The organism is Roseateles sp. P1_C6 (genome assembly GCF_056406315.1).
In genome coordinates this window covers 629,378-644,947 of record NZ_JBFUAK010000001.1, presented here as the reverse complement: position 1 = coordinate 644,947, position 15,570 = coordinate 629,378, and the positions used below count along the sequence as shown (strand labels likewise).

The window sequence follows — 15,570 nt, the reverse complement described above, 5'->3', positions numbered from 1 at the left end:
TGCTGATCGAGAATCCCTGCCCATGAGTAAACCCATCCTGCTGCTGGTCGATGGCTCCAGCTACCTGTACCGCGCCTTCCACGCCATGCCCGACCTGCGCGGCCCCGAGGGCCAGCCCACCGGCGCGGTGCGCGGCATGGTGGCCATGCTGAAGAAGCTGCAGAGCGACATTGGCGCGGCGCACGCCGTCTGCGTGTTCGACGCGCCGGGCAAGACCTTCCGCGACGACTGGTACCCCGAGTACAAGGCCCAGCGCGCGCCCATGCCGCCGGAGCTGCGCGCGCAGATCGAACCCATCCATGAGGTCGTGAAGCTGCTGGGCTGGCCCACGCTGACGGTGGCGGGCGTGGAGGCGGACGACGTCATCGGTACGCTCTGCTGTATCGCCGCCACCCAGGGCCACCGCGTCATCGTCTCCACCGGTGACAAGGACCTGTCCCAATTGGTGAACCCGGACGTGGAGCTCATCAACACGATGAGCAACGAGCGACTGGACGAAGCTGGCGTGTTCGAGAAGTTCGGTGTGCCGCCCAACCGCATCATCGACTACCTGACGCTGATGGGCGACACCGTCGACAACGTGCCGGGCGTGACCGGCGTCGGCCCCAAGACGGCCGCGAAGTGGATCGCCGAGTACGGCTCGCTGGACGGCGTCATCGCCGCGGCGCCAGCCATCAAGGGCAAGGCCGGCGAGAACCTGCGTGCCGCGCTGGACTGGCTGCCCATGGGCCGCAAGCTGGTCACCGTGAAGCTGGACTGCGAGCTGGCCGAGCACGTGGCTGGCTGGCCCCAGCTGGAGGAACTGGCCTTCCGCGAGCCGGACAAGGCGCCGCTCGCCGAGTTCTACAAGCGCAACGGCTTCAAGGCCTGGCTGGAGGAGCTGACCGGCGAGGCACCCGCGCCCAAGGCCAAGGCGGCGCCGGCGGCCAACCCCGGCTTGTTCGACGAAGCCGAGTCGCCCGCCAGCGCGGCTGCTGATGCGGGCGATCTGGCGCGCCAGTACGACACCATCCTGACGTTCGAACAGCTCGACGCCTGGATCGCCCGCCTGCGTGCCGCGCCGCTGTGCGCGCTGGACACCGAGACCGATTCGCTGGACCCGATGACCGCGCGCATCGTCGGCATCTCCTTCGCCGACAAGGCCGGTGAGGCGGCCTACATCCCGCTGGCCCACAGCGGCCCGGATGCGCCCGAGCAGCTGCCGATGGACGAGGTGCTGGCGCGCCTGAAGCCCTGGCTGGAGGACGACGCCGCCAAGAAGATCGGCCAGAACCTCAAGTACGACCGCCATGTGCTGGCCAATGCCGGCATCAACCTGGCCGGCGTGCAGCACGACACGCTGCTCGAGAGCTACGTGCTCGAAGCCCACAAGACCCACAACCTGGAAGCGTTGGCCGAACGCCACCTGGGCCGCAAGGGCCTGAGCTACGAGGACTTGTGCGGCAAGGGCGCACACCAGATCCCGTTCGCCCAGGTGGACGTGGCCAAGGCGACCACCTACTCGGGCGAGGACTCCGAGATGTGCCTGCACCTGCACAGCGTGCTGTGGCCTCAGATCGAGGCCGACGCCGGGCTGACGCACATCTACCGCGACATCGAGATGCCCACGGCCGATCTGCTGGCCCGCATCGAACGCAACGGCGTGCTGATCGACGCGGGCCGGCTGCAGATGCAAAGCCATGAGATCGGCCAGCGCCTGGTGCTGCTGGAGCAGCAGTGCTACGAGATCGCCGGCCAGCCTTTCAACATAGGCTCGCCGAAGCAGATCGGCGACATCCTGTTCACGAAGCTGGGTCTGCCGGTCGTCAAGAAGACCGCCACCGGTGCACCGTCTACCGACGAAGAGGTGCTGACCGAGCTGGCGGCGGACTTCCCGCTGCCGGCCAAGATCCTGGAATACCGCGGCCTGTCCAAGCTCAAGAGCACCTACACCGACAAGCTGCCGCTGCAAATCAACGCCCACACCGGCCGCGTGCACACCAACTACGCGCAGGCCGTGGCCGTGACGGGGCGGCTGTCCAGCAACGAGCCGAACCTGCAGAACATCCCCATCCGCACGACCGAGGGCCGGCGCGTGCGCGAGGCCTTCGTCGCACCGCAGGGGTTCAAGATCGTCAGCGCCGACTACTCGCAGATCGAGCTGCGCATCATGGCCCACATCAGCGAGGACCCCGGCCTGTTGCGCGCCTTCCAGGAAGGCCAGGACGTGCACCGTGCGACGGCCAGCGAGGTCTTCAACGTGCCGCTGGCTGAGGTCTCCAACGAGCAGCGCCGCTATGCCAAGACCATCAATTTCGGCCTGATCTACGGCATGGGCGCCTTCGGTCTCGCCGCGGCCTTGGGCATCGAGCAGAAGGCCGCCAAGGACTACATCGAGCGCTATTTCACGCGCTTTGCCGGCGTGAAGCGCTACATGGACGAGACCAAGGCGAGTGCGGCCGAACTCGGCTATGTTTCGACGCTGTTCGGCCGGCGCATCTACCTGCCGGAGATCCGTGGCGGCAACGGGCCGCGCCGCGCCGGCGCCGAGCGCCAGGCCATCAACGCGCCCATGCAGGGCACGGCGGCCGACCTGATCAAGCTGGCCATGCTCGCCGTGCAGGCGGAGTTGGACCGCGCGGGCAAACAGGCCAAGATCGTCATGCAGGTGCACGACGAGCTGGTGTTCGAGGTGCCCGAGGCCGAGCTGGATTGGCTGCGCGCCGAGGTGCCACGCCTGATGGCCGGCGTGGCCGAGCTGAAGGTGCCGTTGCTGGCCGAGGTGGGCGTGGGCCCGAACTGGGACGAGGCGCATTGAGGCGCGCTGAAAATCCCTGATTTCCCCAATTTCCGTAAATTAGGCAAAATAGCGGACATGCTTAGTGGGAGCACTTCCATGTCCGCCTTCGTCGACCAGCCCGTCATTGCCGAGTTCGCTGCCGAACTGCCCAGCGTCTCGGCCACCCAGCTCGTCGCCGGCATCCAGAAGGTCGGCCGCACCGTGGCCGCCCATGGCGCGGTGCTGATCACCAAGCACGACCAGCCCGCCTTCGTGCTGATGTCGGTGGAGCGCTATCGCGAGATGCAGCGCGCCGCCGAGCCCGATCTGAGCGCGTTGGGCGGCGAGTTCGACGCGATGCTGGCGCGCATGCAAGGGCAGGGCGAGGCGCTGGCGGATGCTTTCGCGATGCCCCCCGAGGTTGTCGGCCAGGCCGCCGTGAAGGCCGCCAAGCCTCGCAAGGCTGTTCGCAAGGCCGCCTGAGCCTTGCCCGCCAAACTGTTCGTGCTCGCCGGCGTCAACGGCGCCGGCAAGAGTTCGCTGGGCGGTGCGGCCATCCAGGCCAGCGGTGCCGAGTTCTTCAACCCCGACATTGCAGCCGCGCGGCTGCGCGAGCAGCAGCCCGGCCTGTCCGCCGAACAGGCCAACGGCCTGGCCTGGACGCTGGGCCGGCGTGGCCTGGAGAAGGCGCTGGCGTCAGGCCTGACCTACGCCTTCGAGACGACGCTGGGCGGCACCAGCATGACCCAGCTGCTGCTGGACGGCGCCCGCGCCGGTGCCGAGGTCCATGTGTGGTTCGCCGGCCTGGCGACGCCGGAGCTGCACCTGCGCCGCATCGCCGCCCGTGTGCTGGCGGGTGGGCATGACATCCCGCAGGCCAAGGTGCGCGAGCGCTTCGACGCGAGCCGGGCCAACCTCGTCAAGCTGATGCCGCACCTGGCCAGCCTGCGCCTCTTCGACAACAGCTTCGAGGCCGACCCACGGTCCGGGCGGCGGCCGCAGCCGGTCTTGCTGCTGCAGATGCAGGCGGGCCGCGTCGTTGCGCATGCACCGTTGCGGGCGGTGCCCGCGTGGGCCAAGCCTCTGCTGGCGGCCGCCCTGCGTTGACTATCATCGGCGCCCATTGAAGAGAGGTTGGGCGATGAGGGTTCTGCTGGTCGATGCTTTTCCGATGGTGCGCGCTGCGCTCACCGGCCTGATCGAGCAGCACTTTGCCGGCGCCCAGGTGCAGGGCGTCGACACCGCGGCCGCCGCACGGGTGGCGCTGGGCGAGGCCATTCCCCGCCTGGTGCTGCTGGACTTGCACGTGGAAGGCGGCTTCGAGCTGCTGCAGCAGTTGCACCGCGAGCACCTGCTGCTGCCCGTGGTGGTCATTTCAGGCAGCGACGAAACCGAGGATGCGCTGCAGGCCATCGGCGCCGGTGCGATGGGCTACGTGCCCGAGCGCAGCGACCTGAACACGCTGGTGCAGGCCTTGCACCTGGTGCTGGCCGGTGGCACCTATGTGCCGCCGCTGCGCCCGCGGGTCGACGACGCCCCCGAGCCGGCCGTGTCGGCCGAGGCCGTGCCGCAGGACTGGGCCGGGCTGCCGTTGACGCCGCGCCAAAAGCATGTGCTGCACCTGCTGACGCAGGGTCTGTCCAACAAGCTGATCGCGCGCGAGCTGGGCGTCAGCGTCGAGACGGTGAAGGACCATGTCGCCGCCGTGCTGAAGGCGCTGGGCGCCAACTCGCGCACGCAGGCCGTGCTGATCGCCACGCAGAAGATGCGCTCCTGAGGAAGCGCGCCTTCCTAAAGGCGCTTGGCGACCTCGGCCTTGAACCAGCCCGATTCCAGGTAGGCGTAGAAGTTCTTGCCCGGGCAGACGGTCTGGCTGCTGTGCTCCTTGTGGCTGGCGATCGCGTCCAGGCCCAAGTGGTGCTCCCGGGCCAGCCAGGCGGTCACGTCGACGGCGGCCTTCAGTTGCGCCGGCGTGGGCTGCTGTTCCTCGAAGTTGCCCACCAGCATGACCAGCGCATGGCCGCGCGGGTCGTACTCGGTGTTGGTGTCGCCCGCCTGCGTCAGCGGCCGCGCCGCGTAGATGCGGCCATCCGGCGCGATGACGTAGTGGTAGGGGATGTCGGCCCAGCGCTTGGTCAGCCGCGACCACTGCTGCAGCCGGCGCAGATAGGCCTCGACATCGGTGCCGTCCTTCCAGATCTCGCCCTGGTGGTGCAGCGTGATGTGCGTGATCTGCTGTGGCGGCGCGCTGCTGGCGACCGAGCTGCCGCCCCAGGCCTCGACGGGGACGATCGGCGGCGCCGGCGGGGTGCTGGCGCAGCCGGCAAGGACCAAAGACAGCGCGAGGCAGGCAATGCGTTTCATCGGACGGCGTCGATCGCGTTGAGGACCGCCTCGGCCGTGGCCGGCGCGCGCAGCGGCGGGTCGCAGCGCTCCGGTCCACAGGCCGCGCAGGCGTCCTTGATGGCCAGCAGCGCCGCAAAGCCCAGCAGCAGCGGCGGCTCGCCGACGGCCTTGCTGCGGTGGATGGTCTCGCTGGCGTTGGGCACATTGAAGAGCTCCACGTTCAGCTCGGGCGGGCAGTCGTTGGCGGTCGGGATCTTGTAGGTGCTGGGTGCGTGCGTCGTCAGCAGGCCCGTCACCGGGTGCCACACCAGCTCTTCCATCGTCAGCCAGCCCATGCCCTGGATGAAGCCGCCTTCGATCTGGCCGACGTCGATGGCGGGGTTCAGGCTGCTGCCGACGTCGTGCAGGATGTCGGCGTGCGTGATGCGGCTCTCGCCGGTCAGCGAGTCAACGACCGCCTCGCAGACCGCGGCGCCCCAGGCGTAGTAATAGAAGGGGTGGCCTTGCAGCTTGCTGCGGTCCCAGTGCAGGCCGGGCGTGGCGTAGAAGCCGTCGCTCCACAGCTGCACGCGCTTCAGGTAGGCCGCGGCGACAAGATCCTCGAAGGGCAGGCTTTGCCCGAGCCCGGTGACATGGCCGTCGGCGAACGCGACCAGCTCGGCCGCGCAGCCGAAGCGTTCGGCCGCGAAGGCCGCGAGCCGCGCCTTGATCTTGCGTGCCGCGTCCTGCGCGGCCTTGCCGTTCAGGTCGCTGCCGGTGGACGCCGCCGTGGCGGACGTGTTGGCGACCTTGCTGGTGTCGGTGGCCGAGCAGCGCACGCTGGCCAGCGGCAGGCCCAGCTCATGCGCGACGACCTGGGCGACCTTGGTGTTCAGCCCCTGGCCCATCTCCGTGCCGCCGTGGTTCACCAGCACCGAGCCGTCGGTGTAGACATGCACCAGCGCGCCGGCCTGGTTCAGGTGGGCCACGTTGAAGGAGATGCCGAACTTGACCGGCGTGAAGGCCAGGCCCTTCTTCAGCACAGGACTGGCGGCGTTGAAGGCGGCGATCTCGGCGCGGCGCTCGGCGTAGCGGCTGCTGGCCAGCAGTTGCGCCGTCAGCGCTTGAGCATGCAGCTCCTCGACCTGCTGGCCGTAGGGCGTCGTGTCCTGCCCTGCCGTGTAGAAATTGCGCTGGCGCACCTCGGCCGGGTCCAGCCCCAGCCGGCGGGCGACGCCGTCCAGGATCATCTCGATGGCGATGGCGCCCTGCGGGCCGCCGAAGCCGCGGAAGGCGGTGTTGCTCTGCGTGTTGGTCTTCGCGCAGTAGCCGTGCATGGCCACGTGCGGCAGCCAGTAGGCGTTGTCGAAGTGGCACAGCGCGCGGGCCATGACCGGCGCGGACAGGTCGGCGCTGTGGCCGGCGTTGGAGATCAGGTCGATCTCCGCGGCCAGGATGCGGCCGTCGGCGTCGAAGCCCACGTCCCAGCGGTAGTCGAAGCCGTGGCGGCGGCCGGTGACGAGGAAGTCGTCGTCGCGGTCCACGCGCAGCTTGACGGGCTTCTTCAGCTTCAAGGCGGCGATGGCTGCGACGCAGGCGAACAGCGCCGACTGCGATTCCTTGCCGCCAAAGCCGCCGCCCATGCGCCGGCATTGCACGACGACGCGGTGCGCATGCCATCCCAGGCAATGCGCGACCAGCTGCTGCATCTCGCTGGGATGCTGCGTCGAGCAATGCACCAGCAGGCCCTCGCCGCCTTCCTGCGGTACCGCCAGGCTGATCTGGCCCTCCAGGTAGAACTGCTCCTGGCCGCCCAGGCTCCACGTGCCCTGCAGGCGGTGCGGCGCGCTGGCCAGGTGCTGGTCGGGCTCGCCACGCGTCAGGTGCATGGGCGGCAGCACGTATTGCTGCTTCGCATGCGCGTCCAGCGCGGTCAGCACCGGCGGCAGCGGTTCGGCCTGGATGACTTGCCTGGCCAGCCCCGCCGCGCGGCGCGCCAGCTCACGGTGGGTCGCAATGACGGCGAACACCGGCTGGCCGACATAGCGCAGCTCGTCGGCCGCAAGGATGGGGTCGTCGTGCAGCAGCGGGCCGCAGTTGTTCTCGGCCGGGATGTCGGCCGCGCTCAGCACGGCGACGACGCCGGGCATCTGGCGGATGCGCGCCAGGTCGATGCCCAGCAGCTTGCCGTGGGCGATGGGCGACAGGCCCAGTGCCGCGTGCAGCGTGCCGGCGGGTTCGGGCAGGTCGTCGATGTAGGGCGCGGCGCCGCTGACGTGCAGATGCGCCGACTCGTGCGGCAGCGACTTGCCGACCACCGGTTGCGCGACGGGGAGGACTTCGGGCTTGTTCATGCCACCACCTCCTGCAGCGACGGCCAGACGCCGATGGGCAGCGTGCGGGCGCTGCCGGTCTCCAGCCACAGCTTGGTGAACAGGTTCTGCGCGACCCTGAGCCGGTAGCCGCTTGATGCGCGCATGTCGGTCATGGGCTTGAAATCCTGCGCCAACGCGGCGGCCGCAGCTTGGGCGGCCGCTTCGGTCCAGGGCTGGCCGACGACGGCGGCCTCGGCGGCAGCGGCGCGCTTGACGATGGCCGCCATGCCGCCGAACGCGAAGCGGGCTTCGCGGACGATGCCGGCGTCGACGCGCACCGCCAGCACCGCACACACGGCCGAGATGTCGCTGTCGTGACGCTTGGAGATCTTGTGGGCGCTGAGGCGCCAGTCGGCGGAGGGCAGCGGCACGTGCAGCGCCTCGACGAACTCGCCGGGCTGCAAGTCCTTCTTCTGGTAGTCCAGGTAGAAGTCCTGCAGCTTGAGCCGGCGCTGCTGCGCGCCGCGGCGCAGCATGACGTCGGCGCCCAGTGTGATCAGCGCCGGGGCGCCGTCGCCGATGGGAGAGCCGTTGGCGATGTTGCCGCCCAGCGTGCCGGCATGGCGCACCGGCGGCGACGCGAAGCGCAGCCACAGCTCGCGCAGGCGCGGCACGGCGGCGGCCAGCGCGGCCCAGCTGTCTTCCAGCGACGCGGCGGCGCCAATCCACAGGCCGCCGTCCTCGGGCCGGATCTCGCGCAGCGCCGCGACGCGGCCGGTGTAGATGACGTCGCCCAGGTCGCGGAACTGCTTGTTGACCCACAGCCCCACGTCGGTGGAGCCGGCCAGCAGCGTGGCCTGCGGGTAGGTCTCGCGCAGCAGCGCCAGGTCGTGGACGCTCTGCGGCGCATGGAAGCGCGCGCCCGCGTGGCCGTAGTCCAGCGGTTCGTCGCTGCTCAGCGCCTGCAGCGCCGCGGTGATGGGCGCACGGTCCAGGCAGCGCGCCGGCGCGTCGAACATGCGCTCGCCGGCGTCCAGGATGGGCCGGTAGCCGGTGCAGCGGCACAGGTTGCCGGACAAGGCGTCGGCCAGTTGTTGGCGCGTGGGCGTGGTGCCGGCGGCCTGGTGATGCTCGTAGCAGGCGGTCAGGCTCATGACGAAGCCGGGCGTGCAGAAGCCGCATTGCGAGCCGTGGCAATCCACCAGCGCCTGCTGGGCGGGGCTGAGCTGCGCGGGGCCGCCCAGGTCTTCCACGGTCAGCAGCGCGCGGCCGTCCAGCGTGGGCAGGAACTGCGTGCAGGCATTGACATTGCGTAGCTGCAGTTGGCCCGCGGCGTCCAGCTCACCCTGGATGACCGTGCAGGCGCCGCAGTCGCCTTCGGCGCAGCCTTCCTTGGTGCCGGTGCAGGCGGCATGCTCGCGCAGGTACTGCAGCACGGTGGTCGTGGGGGGCAGGTCGGTCACCTCGACGACCTCGCCGCGGTGGAAAAAACGGATGGGACGCGTATTCATGCTGGCTCCGATTGTCGAGCGTTGCCTCAGAATTGCCATATGAGTTTTACTAACCAGGAAAAATTCGCCGACAGCCCCAGGCGATGGGCCTTGCGGGGCGATCTGCTGGACTTCACGGCCGCCCCAAGCTGGGGCGATACCGAATCGCCGGCGGTGCGTTTCGACCGTGACCACTGGCTGCTGGTCGAGGACGGCCGCATCGTCGGCCGCCAGGCGACCGCGCCGGACGAGACCTGGGCGCGCAAGGACCATGCCGGACAGCTGGTGCTGCCCGGCTTCATCGACACCCATGTGCACTGCCCGCAGCTGGAGGTCATCGGCTCCTACGGCACCGAGCTGCTGGACTGGCTGAAGCGCTACACCTTCCCGGCCGAGTGCGCGTTTGCCGATCCGGCACGCAGCCGTGCCGGCGCCGAGGTCTTCCTGGACGCACTGCTGGCCAGCGGCACGACCTCGGCGGTGGTCTTCCCCACCGTTCACAAGGTGTCCGCCGAGGCCTTGTTCGACAGCGCTGCGGCGCGCGGCATGCGGCTGATCACCGGCAAGGTGCTGATGGACCGCCACGCGCCGGACGGCCTGCGGGATGATGTCCGGCAGGCCGAGCAGGACTGCATCGACCTCATCGGTCGCTTCCACGGCCGCGACCGCCTGGCCTATGCCGTCACCGTGCGCTTTGCGCCGACCAGCACGCCCGAGCAGCTGGCCATGGCCGGCGCGCTGTGCCGGGCCGACGCCAGCCTCTACATGCAGACCCATGTGGCCGAGAATCGTGCCGAGGTGGACTGGGTGGCGCAGCTGTTCCCGCAGGCGCGCAGCTACCTGGACGTCTACGCCGCCGTCGGCCTGGTGCACGAGCGCGCGGTGCTGGCCCACGGCATCTGGCTGGATGCGCGGGACAAGGTGGTCATCGCCGAACGCGGCGCGCAGGTGGCGCATTGCCCGTCCAGCAACCTGTTCCTGGGCAGCGGCCTGTTCGACTGGCCCGGCGCGGCGTTCAACGTCAGCCTGGCGTCGGATGTGGGTGGCGGCACCACGCTGAGCCTGCCGCGCAACATGGCCGACGCCTACAAGGTGCAGGCGCTGCGCGGCGACCGTCTGACCGCCTGGGCAGCCTTGCATGCCGCCACGCGTGGCGCGGCCCAGGCGCTGCAGCTGGGCGACGAGATCGGCGGGCTGTCGGTAGGCCACACGGCGGACCTCTGCGTCTGGGACTGGGCCAAAGGCCCTGTCGCCGAGGCGCGCGACGCGGTCGCACGCGAGCTGCACGAACGTGTCTTCGCCTGGATGACGCTGGCCGACGAGCGCAACCTCGCCGCCTGCTACGTGGCAGGTGAACAGCGCGTCTGAACTGCCTGTCCCGCGAATCCGCCGCTTCGTCACAACCCTGATGGGGGAGGGCGCTGAGGCTGGCTAGAGTCTGCCCACTTCATTTCACGGAGACTCCATGAGCCGACCCCTGCTGACCCTGGTTGCGTCCCTTGCATTGCTGGCCGGTGCGCCTCAGGCCGCCTTGGCTGCCGACAAGCCCGCAGCCGCCGCGCCCAAGCCCGCCAAGCGCTACACCATCGAGCAGTTCATGGCCACCGTGAACATCGGCGGCGCCAGCTTCTCGTCCGACGAGAGCCGCATCCTGTTCCACAGCAACGAGACGGGCATCTTCAACGTCTACGCGATGCCCGTGGCCGGCGGCAAGCCGGTGCAGCTGACCAGCTCCAAGACCGACAGCCATTACGCCGTCGGCTTCTTCCCGGGCGACGACCGCTTCCTGTACACCCGCGACCAGTCGGGCAACGAGCTCAACCACCTCTACGTGCGCGAGCTGGACGGCAGCGAGAAGGACCTGACGCCGGGCGAGAAGCTCAAGGCGCAGTTCCGCGGTTGGAGCGGCGACGACACGGCCTTCTACGTGGCGACCAACGAGCGCGATGCGCGCTTCTTCGACCTGTACCGCTACGACGCCAAGACCTACGCCCGCACGGTGGTGTTCAAGAACGAGGCGGGCTGGCAGGTCAGCGACATCAGCCGCGACGGCCGCTGGCTCGCCTTGGGCAAGACCAACACGACGGCCGATGCCGACGTGCACCTGGTCGACCTGAAGAGCGGCGAGATCAAGCACATCAGCAAGCACCAGGGCCTGGCGCAGTACGCCTCCCAGGACTTCGACCCGGAGAGCCGCGAGCTGCTGATGACGACCAATGACGGCGGCGAGTTCACCCGCGTCATCGCCTACGACCTGGCCAGCGGCAAGACCCGCGAGGTCGAGAAGGCCGACTGGGACGTGGCCTATACGGCCTTCTCCAAGGACGGCCGCCATCGCGTCACCGGCATCAACGCCGACGCCAGCATCGCGCTGCGCCTGTACCGCGACGGCAAGCAGATCGCGCTGCCCACGCTGCCCGGCGGTGAGGTGCGCGGCGTGTCCTTCTCGCGCAGCGGCAAGCGCATGGCCTTCTACGTCAACGGTGACCGCTCGCCCAGCAACCTGTTCGTCGCCGACGTGGGGTCCAACGCCGCACCCAGGCAGCTGACGCAGAGCCTGTCCAAGGACATCGACCCGGCCGAGCTGGTGGACGCCTCCATCGTGCGCTTCAAGAGCTTCGACGGCATGGTGGTGCCCTCGGTGCTGATGCTGCCCAAGGAGGCCTCGCCGGCGCACAAGGTGCCCGCCATCGTCTGGGTGCACGGCGGCCCCGGCGGCCAGACCATGCGCGGCTACTCGGCGCTGATGCAGTACTTCGTCAACAACGGCTACGCGGTGCTGGGCATCAACAACCGCGGCAGCTCGGGCTACGGCAAGACCTTCTTCACGTCGGACGACGGCAAGCATGGCCGCGAGCCGCTGTGGGACTGCATCGAGGCCAAGACCTTCCTGGCCAGCACGGGCGTCATCGACCACGAGCGCATCGGCATCGTCGGCGGCAGCTATGGCGGCTACATGGTGTTGTCGGCCATGGCTTTCCGGCCCGAGGCCTTCAAGGTCGGCATCGACATCTTCGGCGTCGCCAACTGGATCCGCACGCTGGAAAGCATCCCGCCCTACTGGGAGGCGCAGCGCCTGGCGCTGTACCAGGAGATCGGCGACCCGGTGAAGGACCGCGAGCGCCTGATGGCGACGTCACCGCTGTTCCATGCCGGCGAGATCAAGAAGCCGCTGATGGTCATCCAGGGCGCCAACGATCCGCGCGTCATCAAGCCCGAGAGCGACGACATCGTCGCCGCCGTGAAGAAGAACAACGTGCCGGTGGACTACCTGGTGTTCGACGACGAGGGCCACGGCTTCTCGAAGAAGAAGAACACCTTGGAAGCGAACCGTCGCATGGTCGAGTTCCTTGACAAGTACCTGAAGCCCGGTCTGGGCAAGTAAGGAGAGACCGCGATGTTCAGCTTTCTGCTCTGGTGCGTGCTGTTCGTGATCTGCTGGCCGCTGGCCATCCTGGCGCTGCTGCTGTGGCCGCTGGTCTGGCTGATCACGCTGCCCTTCAGGCTGCTGGGCATCGCGGTCGACGGCGTGTTCGGGTTGCTGCGCGCCGTCGTCATGCTGCCGGCGCGCGTGCTGGGCGGGCGCTAGGTGGCGGTGACGGGCTTGTCGACGCCCCAGCGTCGGTACAGCTCGGTCGCGTCGCTGCCGCGCAGCCAGCGCTCGAAGGCCTGGTCGTAGCGCTGCGACAGCGCCTCGCCGCCGGCGCTGCGGCCGAAGGCCATGTGGCCGTGCAGCACGTCCAGCGGCGGCGAACAGCGCGCCACGGCGTCCGTCATCGCCAGGCGCTGCAGCACCGGCTGGCAGTTGCGATCATTGGCCGCGAACAGTTCGATGCGGCGCTTCACCAGCATCTGCAGGCCCGCCTCCACGCTCTGCACCCAGGTCAGCTGGGCTATGGATGGCTTCATGCGCTCGAAGCGGCTGCCGTAGGCCCAGCCGCGCACGGCGGCCACCGGCGTCTGCGCCAGCTCGCCGAACTCGCCCGTCCAGCGCGCTTCTTCGCCGCGCCGGGCATACCAGACCATCGCGTCCGAGTAGAAGGAGCGCACGCTGAACAGCATGCGCGCCTCGCGCTCCGGCGTGCGGTAGGGGCCGACGAGGATGTCGGCCTCGCCCTGTTCCAGCATCAGCTGGGCGCGCGGCCAGGGCAGCCATTCGCAGCGGATGCCGTCGCCGAACAGCTGGCCCAGCAGGTCCACCGCCAGGCCCTTGGGCGGCTGGCCCTCGCTGCCTTCGAAGATGCGCGCGAACTGCGCGCCGACGGCCCGCAGCGGTGCCGCGCGTGCGGGCGCGACCAGCCCCGCGGCGCCCATCCAGGCCAGGCCCGCGTGGAGGCAGAGACGGCGTGTCGGCATGGCGCCGATGATGCGCCGCCGCTCAGGCGATGTCGATGGAATGCAGCGTGAACCCGCGGCCGGCGCGGCGGTCGTCGAAGAAGCAGCGCAGCGTCTCGCGCGTCGTCTTGAAGGCGATCTCGTCCCAGGGGATCTCTTCCTCGGCAAACAGGCGCGCCTCCAGCGACTCCGGCCCCGGGTTGAAGTCCGGCGAGCGCAGCGTGGCGCGGTAGAAGAGGTGGATCTGGCCCACGCGAACGACGTTCAGCAGCGTGTACAGCGGCCCCATCTCCACGTCGGCACCGGCCTCCTCCTGTGTCTCGCGCAGCGCCCCCTCGGCCGTGGTCTCGCCCAGCTCCATGAAGCCGGCCGGCAGCGTCCACAGGCCGTGGCGCGGCTCGATCGCGCGGCGGCACAGCAGCACACGGCCGTCCGCTTCCCAGACCGGCAGCGTGCCGACGACATTCAGCGGGTTCTGGTAGTGGATGCTGGCGCAGGCCGGGCAGACCGCGCGTTCGCGGTTGTCGTCGGCCGGGATGCGGTAGTCCACGGCGGCGCCGCAGTTGGGGCAGTGCTTGAAGCGGCTGGGAAAAGGCATGCGGCCGAGTTTAGAGGTCCAAAATGTGAGCCCCTCGTCCAAGGACTACCTTGGCCGGTCCCCCGGGGGGACGGCGACGCTTGCCGGGTCGACCGGCAAGCACGTCGCCCACGGCGGGCCGGCTTGGGAGCCGCCCGGCGCTCGGCCCGCAGACACTGTGGCTACGGAATGAATCACTGACATGAAGCTCTACAACTACTTCCGCTCCTCGGCCTCCTGGCGCGTGCGCATCGGCCTGGCGCTCAAGGGCCTGGACTACGACTACGCGGCCGTCCACCTGGCCAGGAACGAGCAGTTCGCCGAGCCCTTCGCCAACCAGCAGGTCTCGCACCTCGTGCCGGCGCTGGTGCTGGACGACGGCCAGTGGCTGAGCCAGTCCATGGCCATCCTCGAATACCTGGACGAGACATATCCCGAGCCGCCGCTGCTGCCCAAGGACCCGCTGGCGCGCGCCCAGGTGCGGGCGCTGGCCCAGGACATCGGCTGCGACATCCACCCCATCAACAACCTGCGCGTGCTGCGCTACCTGAAGAACGACCTGGGCCAGGAGCAGGCCACGGTGGACCGCTGGTATCTGCACTGGGTGGCCACCGGCCTGGCCATCGTCGAGCAGCGGCTGGCCGGCACGGCCGGCGTGTTCAGCTTCGGCGACACGCCCGGTCTGGCCGACTGCCTGCTGGTGCCCCAGGTCTACAACGCGCAGCGCTTCGAGTGCCCGCTGGACGACTACCCCACCGTGCTGCGCGTGAACGCGGCCTGCCTGGCGCAGCCGGCGTTTGCCAACACTCACCCCAGCGTCTGTCCCGATGCCGCTTGATCCGACGCCGTGGCTGCAGCCTGACTGGGCGGGCGTCACCGCCTTCATGACGACGCGAGGCCCCAACTTCGGTCGCAAGGCCGGTGACCGCGACGTCGCCCATGCCAACCGGGCGCAGCTTGCCGCCCTGCTGGGCGCACGGCCGATCTTTCTCGACCAGGTGCATGGCGCCGACGTCGTGCGCCTGCAGGCGGACTGGCACGACGGCAACGCACCCAAGGCCGACGCGGCCGTGTCCACGGACCCCGAACTGGCCGTGGCCATCCTCGTGGCCGACTGCCTGCCGGTGCTGTTCACCGCGCCTGGCGGCGTGGCGGGCGCGCATGCCGGCTGGCGCGGGCTGGCCGCCGGCGTGCTGGAGAACACGGTGGCCGAGTTGTGCGCTGCGGCCGGGTGCGAGCCGCGCGACGTGAGGGCCTGGCTGGGTGCCTGCATTGGCCCCGAGGCTTTCGAGGTCGGCCCCGAAGTTGTCGCCGCGTTTGGCCGTGAGGCGCTGCCGCACGACCAACCCGGCTTCCTGTACCGCCCCAATCCCGAGCCGCGCTGGCGTGCCGACTTGCCCCTGCTGGCTCGCGAACGTTTGATCTCGGTCAATGTCACCCAAATCAGCGGCGGCTCGTGGTGCACGCTGACTGATGATTCACGCTTCTTCTCGTTCCGGGGCGAGGCCTTCGGCCGGCCCCGCGGTCGCATGGCCGCTTGCATCGCTCTGGCGCGCTGACTCTTCGGCCGCGCGTCGCCGACGCTTGCGGCCCGGCGTACCGAGGATGTAGAGCAGCAGGCCCAGCGGAAGTACGCCGTAGAGCATCAGCGTGACGAAGGCACCGAACAGCGAGCCCTGTGGACTGAGCGCTTCGGCTGCGGCCATCAGCAGCGCGACATAGGCCCAGGCGATGGCAACAAGGTACATGATGGGGCTGTCATTGGCACGT

The 15,570-nt window shown here is 69.4% G+C and carries 15 protein-coding genes; 9 read left to right on the top strand and 6 right to left on the bottom strand.

Annotated features, from left to right (window positions below; all coding sequences use genetic code 11):
* The first annotated feature begins 22 nt into the window (after window positions 1-22).
* The 4 genes from polA to AC1D29_RS02715 all read left to right on the top strand — a co-directional run bounded on the left by polA (window position 23) and on the right by AC1D29_RS02715 (window position 4,535).
* The gene (gene polA / locus AC1D29_RS02730; RefSeq protein WP_477894347.1) at window positions 23-2,797 is read left to right on the top strand and encodes a DNA polymerase I; all 2,775 of its coding nucleotides are present in this window, start codon (window positions 23-25) and stop codon (window positions 2,795-2,797) included.
* Between the two features lie 78 nt (window positions 2,798-2,875).
* Window positions 2,876-3,241 carry a type II toxin-antitoxin system prevent-host-death family antitoxin gene (locus AC1D29_RS02725; RefSeq protein WP_477894346.1) on the top strand — a complete coding sequence of 122 codons (366 nt, stop codon included), beginning with the start codon at window positions 2,876-2,878 and terminating at the stop codon, window positions 3,239-3,241.
* Between the two features lie 3 nt (window positions 3,242-3,244).
* Window positions 3,245-3,865, top strand: a complete 621-nt coding sequence (locus AC1D29_RS02720; RefSeq protein WP_477894345.1) for an ATPase — start codon at window positions 3,245-3,247, stop codon at window positions 3,863-3,865.
* A gap of 34 nt (window positions 3,866-3,899) precedes the next feature.
* A complete protein-coding gene (locus AC1D29_RS02715) occupies window positions 3,900-4,535 on the top strand; it encodes a response regulator transcription factor (RefSeq protein ID WP_477894344.1) in 636 nt (211 codons plus the stop codon).
* A gap of 14 nt (window positions 4,536-4,549) precedes the next feature.
* Here the strand turns inward: AC1D29_RS02715 and AC1D29_RS02710 are convergent, their stop codons facing one another.
* From AC1D29_RS02710 to xdhA, 3 genes are read right to left on the bottom strand one after another with little or no spacing between them, the layout of a single operon-like run.
* Window positions 4,550-5,122 (bottom strand): peptidoglycan recognition protein family protein, encoded by a 573-nt coding sequence (locus AC1D29_RS02710; protein ID WP_477894343.1) that lies wholly within the window; start codon window positions 5,120-5,122, stop codon window positions 4,550-4,552.
* Entirely contained in the window at window positions 5,119-7,437 is a 2,319-nt protein-coding gene (gene xdhB / locus AC1D29_RS02705; protein WP_477894342.1) for a xanthine dehydrogenase molybdopterin binding subunit, read from the bottom strand. Before xdhB ends, AC1D29_RS02710 begins: the two co-directional genes overlap by 4 nt.
* Entirely contained in the window at window positions 7,434-8,909 is a 1,476-nt protein-coding gene (gene xdhA, locus AC1D29_RS02700; RefSeq protein WP_477894341.1) for a xanthine dehydrogenase small subunit, read from the bottom strand. Before xdhA ends, xdhB begins: the two co-directional genes overlap by 4 nt.
* Before the next feature lie 39 nt (window positions 8,910-8,948).
* On the opposite strand from xdhA, the gene guaD reads away from it, so the two are divergent.
* The 3 genes from guaD (at window position 8,949) to AC1D29_RS02685 (ending at window position 12,477) form a co-directional block, all read left to right on the top strand.
* Complete coding sequence (guaD, locus tag AC1D29_RS02695; protein WP_477894340.1) at window positions 8,949-10,256, top strand: guanine deaminase; 1,308 nt, start codon at window positions 8,949-8,951, stop codon at window positions 10,254-10,256.
* A gap of 97 nt (window positions 10,257-10,353) precedes the next feature.
* Window positions 10,354-12,273 (top strand): S9 family peptidase, encoded by a 1,920-nt coding sequence (locus AC1D29_RS02690; RefSeq protein ID WP_477894339.1) that lies wholly within the window; start codon window positions 10,354-10,356, stop codon window positions 12,271-12,273.
* Window positions 12,274-12,285: 12 nt separating this feature from the next.
* Window positions 12,286-12,477, top strand: a complete 192-nt coding sequence (locus tag AC1D29_RS02685) for a hypothetical protein (protein ID WP_477894338.1) — start codon at window positions 12,286-12,288, stop codon at window positions 12,475-12,477.
* Here the strand turns inward: AC1D29_RS02685 and AC1D29_RS02680 are convergent.
* Together AC1D29_RS02680 and AC1D29_RS02675 are read right to left on the bottom strand one after the other, a co-directional pair.
* Entirely contained in the window at window positions 12,474-13,244 is a 771-nt protein-coding gene (locus tag AC1D29_RS02680) for a substrate-binding periplasmic protein (protein WP_477894337.1), read from the bottom strand. The two genes, AC1D29_RS02685 and AC1D29_RS02680, sit on opposite strands and share 4 nt — an antisense overlap.
* A 22-nt stretch (window positions 13,245-13,266) precedes the next feature.
* On the bottom strand, window positions 13,267-13,821 hold the full coding sequence (locus tag AC1D29_RS02675) for an NUDIX hydrolase (RefSeq protein WP_477894336.1): 555 nt from the start codon (window positions 13,819-13,821) through the stop codon (window positions 13,267-13,269).
* A 181-nt stretch (window positions 13,822-14,002) separates the two neighbouring features.
* Here AC1D29_RS02675 and maiA point away from each other — a divergent pair, with 181 nt between their 5' ends.
* Both maiA and pgeF read left to right on the top strand, forming a co-directional pair.
* Window positions 14,003-14,638, top strand: a complete 636-nt coding sequence (gene maiA / locus AC1D29_RS02670) for a maleylacetoacetate isomerase (RefSeq protein WP_477894335.1) — start codon at window positions 14,003-14,005, stop codon at window positions 14,636-14,638.
* The gene (gene pgeF, locus AC1D29_RS02665) at window positions 14,628-15,359 is read left to right on the top strand and encodes a peptidoglycan editing factor PgeF (RefSeq protein ID WP_477894334.1); all 732 of its coding nucleotides are present in this window, start codon (window positions 14,628-14,630) and stop codon (window positions 15,357-15,359) included. Before maiA ends, pgeF begins: the two co-directional genes overlap by 11 nt.
* Here the strand turns inward: pgeF and AC1D29_RS02660 are convergent.
* Entirely contained in the window at window positions 15,279-15,548 is a 270-nt protein-coding gene (locus AC1D29_RS02660; protein ID WP_477894333.1) for a hypothetical protein, read from the bottom strand. The two genes, pgeF and AC1D29_RS02660, sit on opposite strands and share 81 nt — an antisense overlap.
* Window positions 15,549-15,570: the final 22 nt, after the last annotated feature.

What these genes read in the sequence shown, in the direction of transcription:
- AC1D29_RS02680 (WP_477894337.1), bottom strand. Translation starts at nt 13,244, where the DNA reads ATGCCGACACGCCGTCTCTGCCTCCACGCGGGCCTGGCCTGGATGGGC.
- AC1D29_RS02710 (WP_477894343.1), bottom strand. Translation starts at nt 5,122, where the DNA reads ATGAAACGCATTGCCTGCCTCGCGCTGTCTTTGGTCCTTGCCGGCTGC.
- AC1D29_RS02725 (WP_477894346.1), top strand. Translation starts at nt 2,876, where the DNA reads ATGTCCGCCTTCGTCGACCAGCCCGTCATTGCCGAGTTCGCTGCCGAA.
- xdhA (WP_477894341.1), bottom strand. Translation starts at nt 8,909, where the DNA reads ATGAATACGCGTCCCATCCGTTTTTTCCACCGCGGCGAGGTCGTCGAG.
- AC1D29_RS02660 (WP_477894333.1), bottom strand. Translation starts at nt 15,548, where the DNA reads ATGTACCTTGTTGCCATCGCCTGGGCCTATGTCGCGCTGCTGATGGCC.
- polA (WP_477894347.1), top strand. Translation starts at nt 23, where the DNA reads ATGAGTAAACCCATCCTGCTGCTGGTCGATGGCTCCAGCTACCTGTAC.
- AC1D29_RS02685 (WP_477894338.1), top strand. Translation starts at nt 12,286, where the DNA reads ATGTTCAGCTTTCTGCTCTGGTGCGTGCTGTTCGTGATCTGCTGGCCG.
- AC1D29_RS02675 (WP_477894336.1), bottom strand. Translation starts at nt 13,821, where the DNA reads ATGCCTTTTCCCAGCCGCTTCAAGCACTGCCCCAACTGCGGCGCCGCC.
- maiA (WP_477894335.1), top strand. Translation starts at nt 14,003, where the DNA reads ATGAAGCTCTACAACTACTTCCGCTCCTCGGCCTCCTGGCGCGTGCGC.
- guaD (WP_477894340.1), top strand. Translation starts at nt 8,949, where the DNA reads ATGAGTTTTACTAACCAGGAAAAATTCGCCGACAGCCCCAGGCGATGG.
- xdhB (WP_477894342.1), bottom strand. Translation starts at nt 7,437, where the DNA reads ATGAACAAGCCCGAAGTCCTCCCCGTCGCGCAACCGGTGGTCGGCAAG.
- AC1D29_RS02715 (WP_477894344.1), top strand. Translation starts at nt 3,900, where the DNA reads ATGAGGGTTCTGCTGGTCGATGCTTTTCCGATGGTGCGCGCTGCGCTC.
- AC1D29_RS02690 (WP_477894339.1), top strand. Translation starts at nt 10,354, where the DNA reads ATGAGCCGACCCCTGCTGACCCTGGTTGCGTCCCTTGCATTGCTGGCC.
- pgeF (WP_477894334.1), top strand. Translation starts at nt 14,628, where the DNA reads ATGCCGCTTGATCCGACGCCGTGGCTGCAGCCTGACTGGGCGGGCGTC.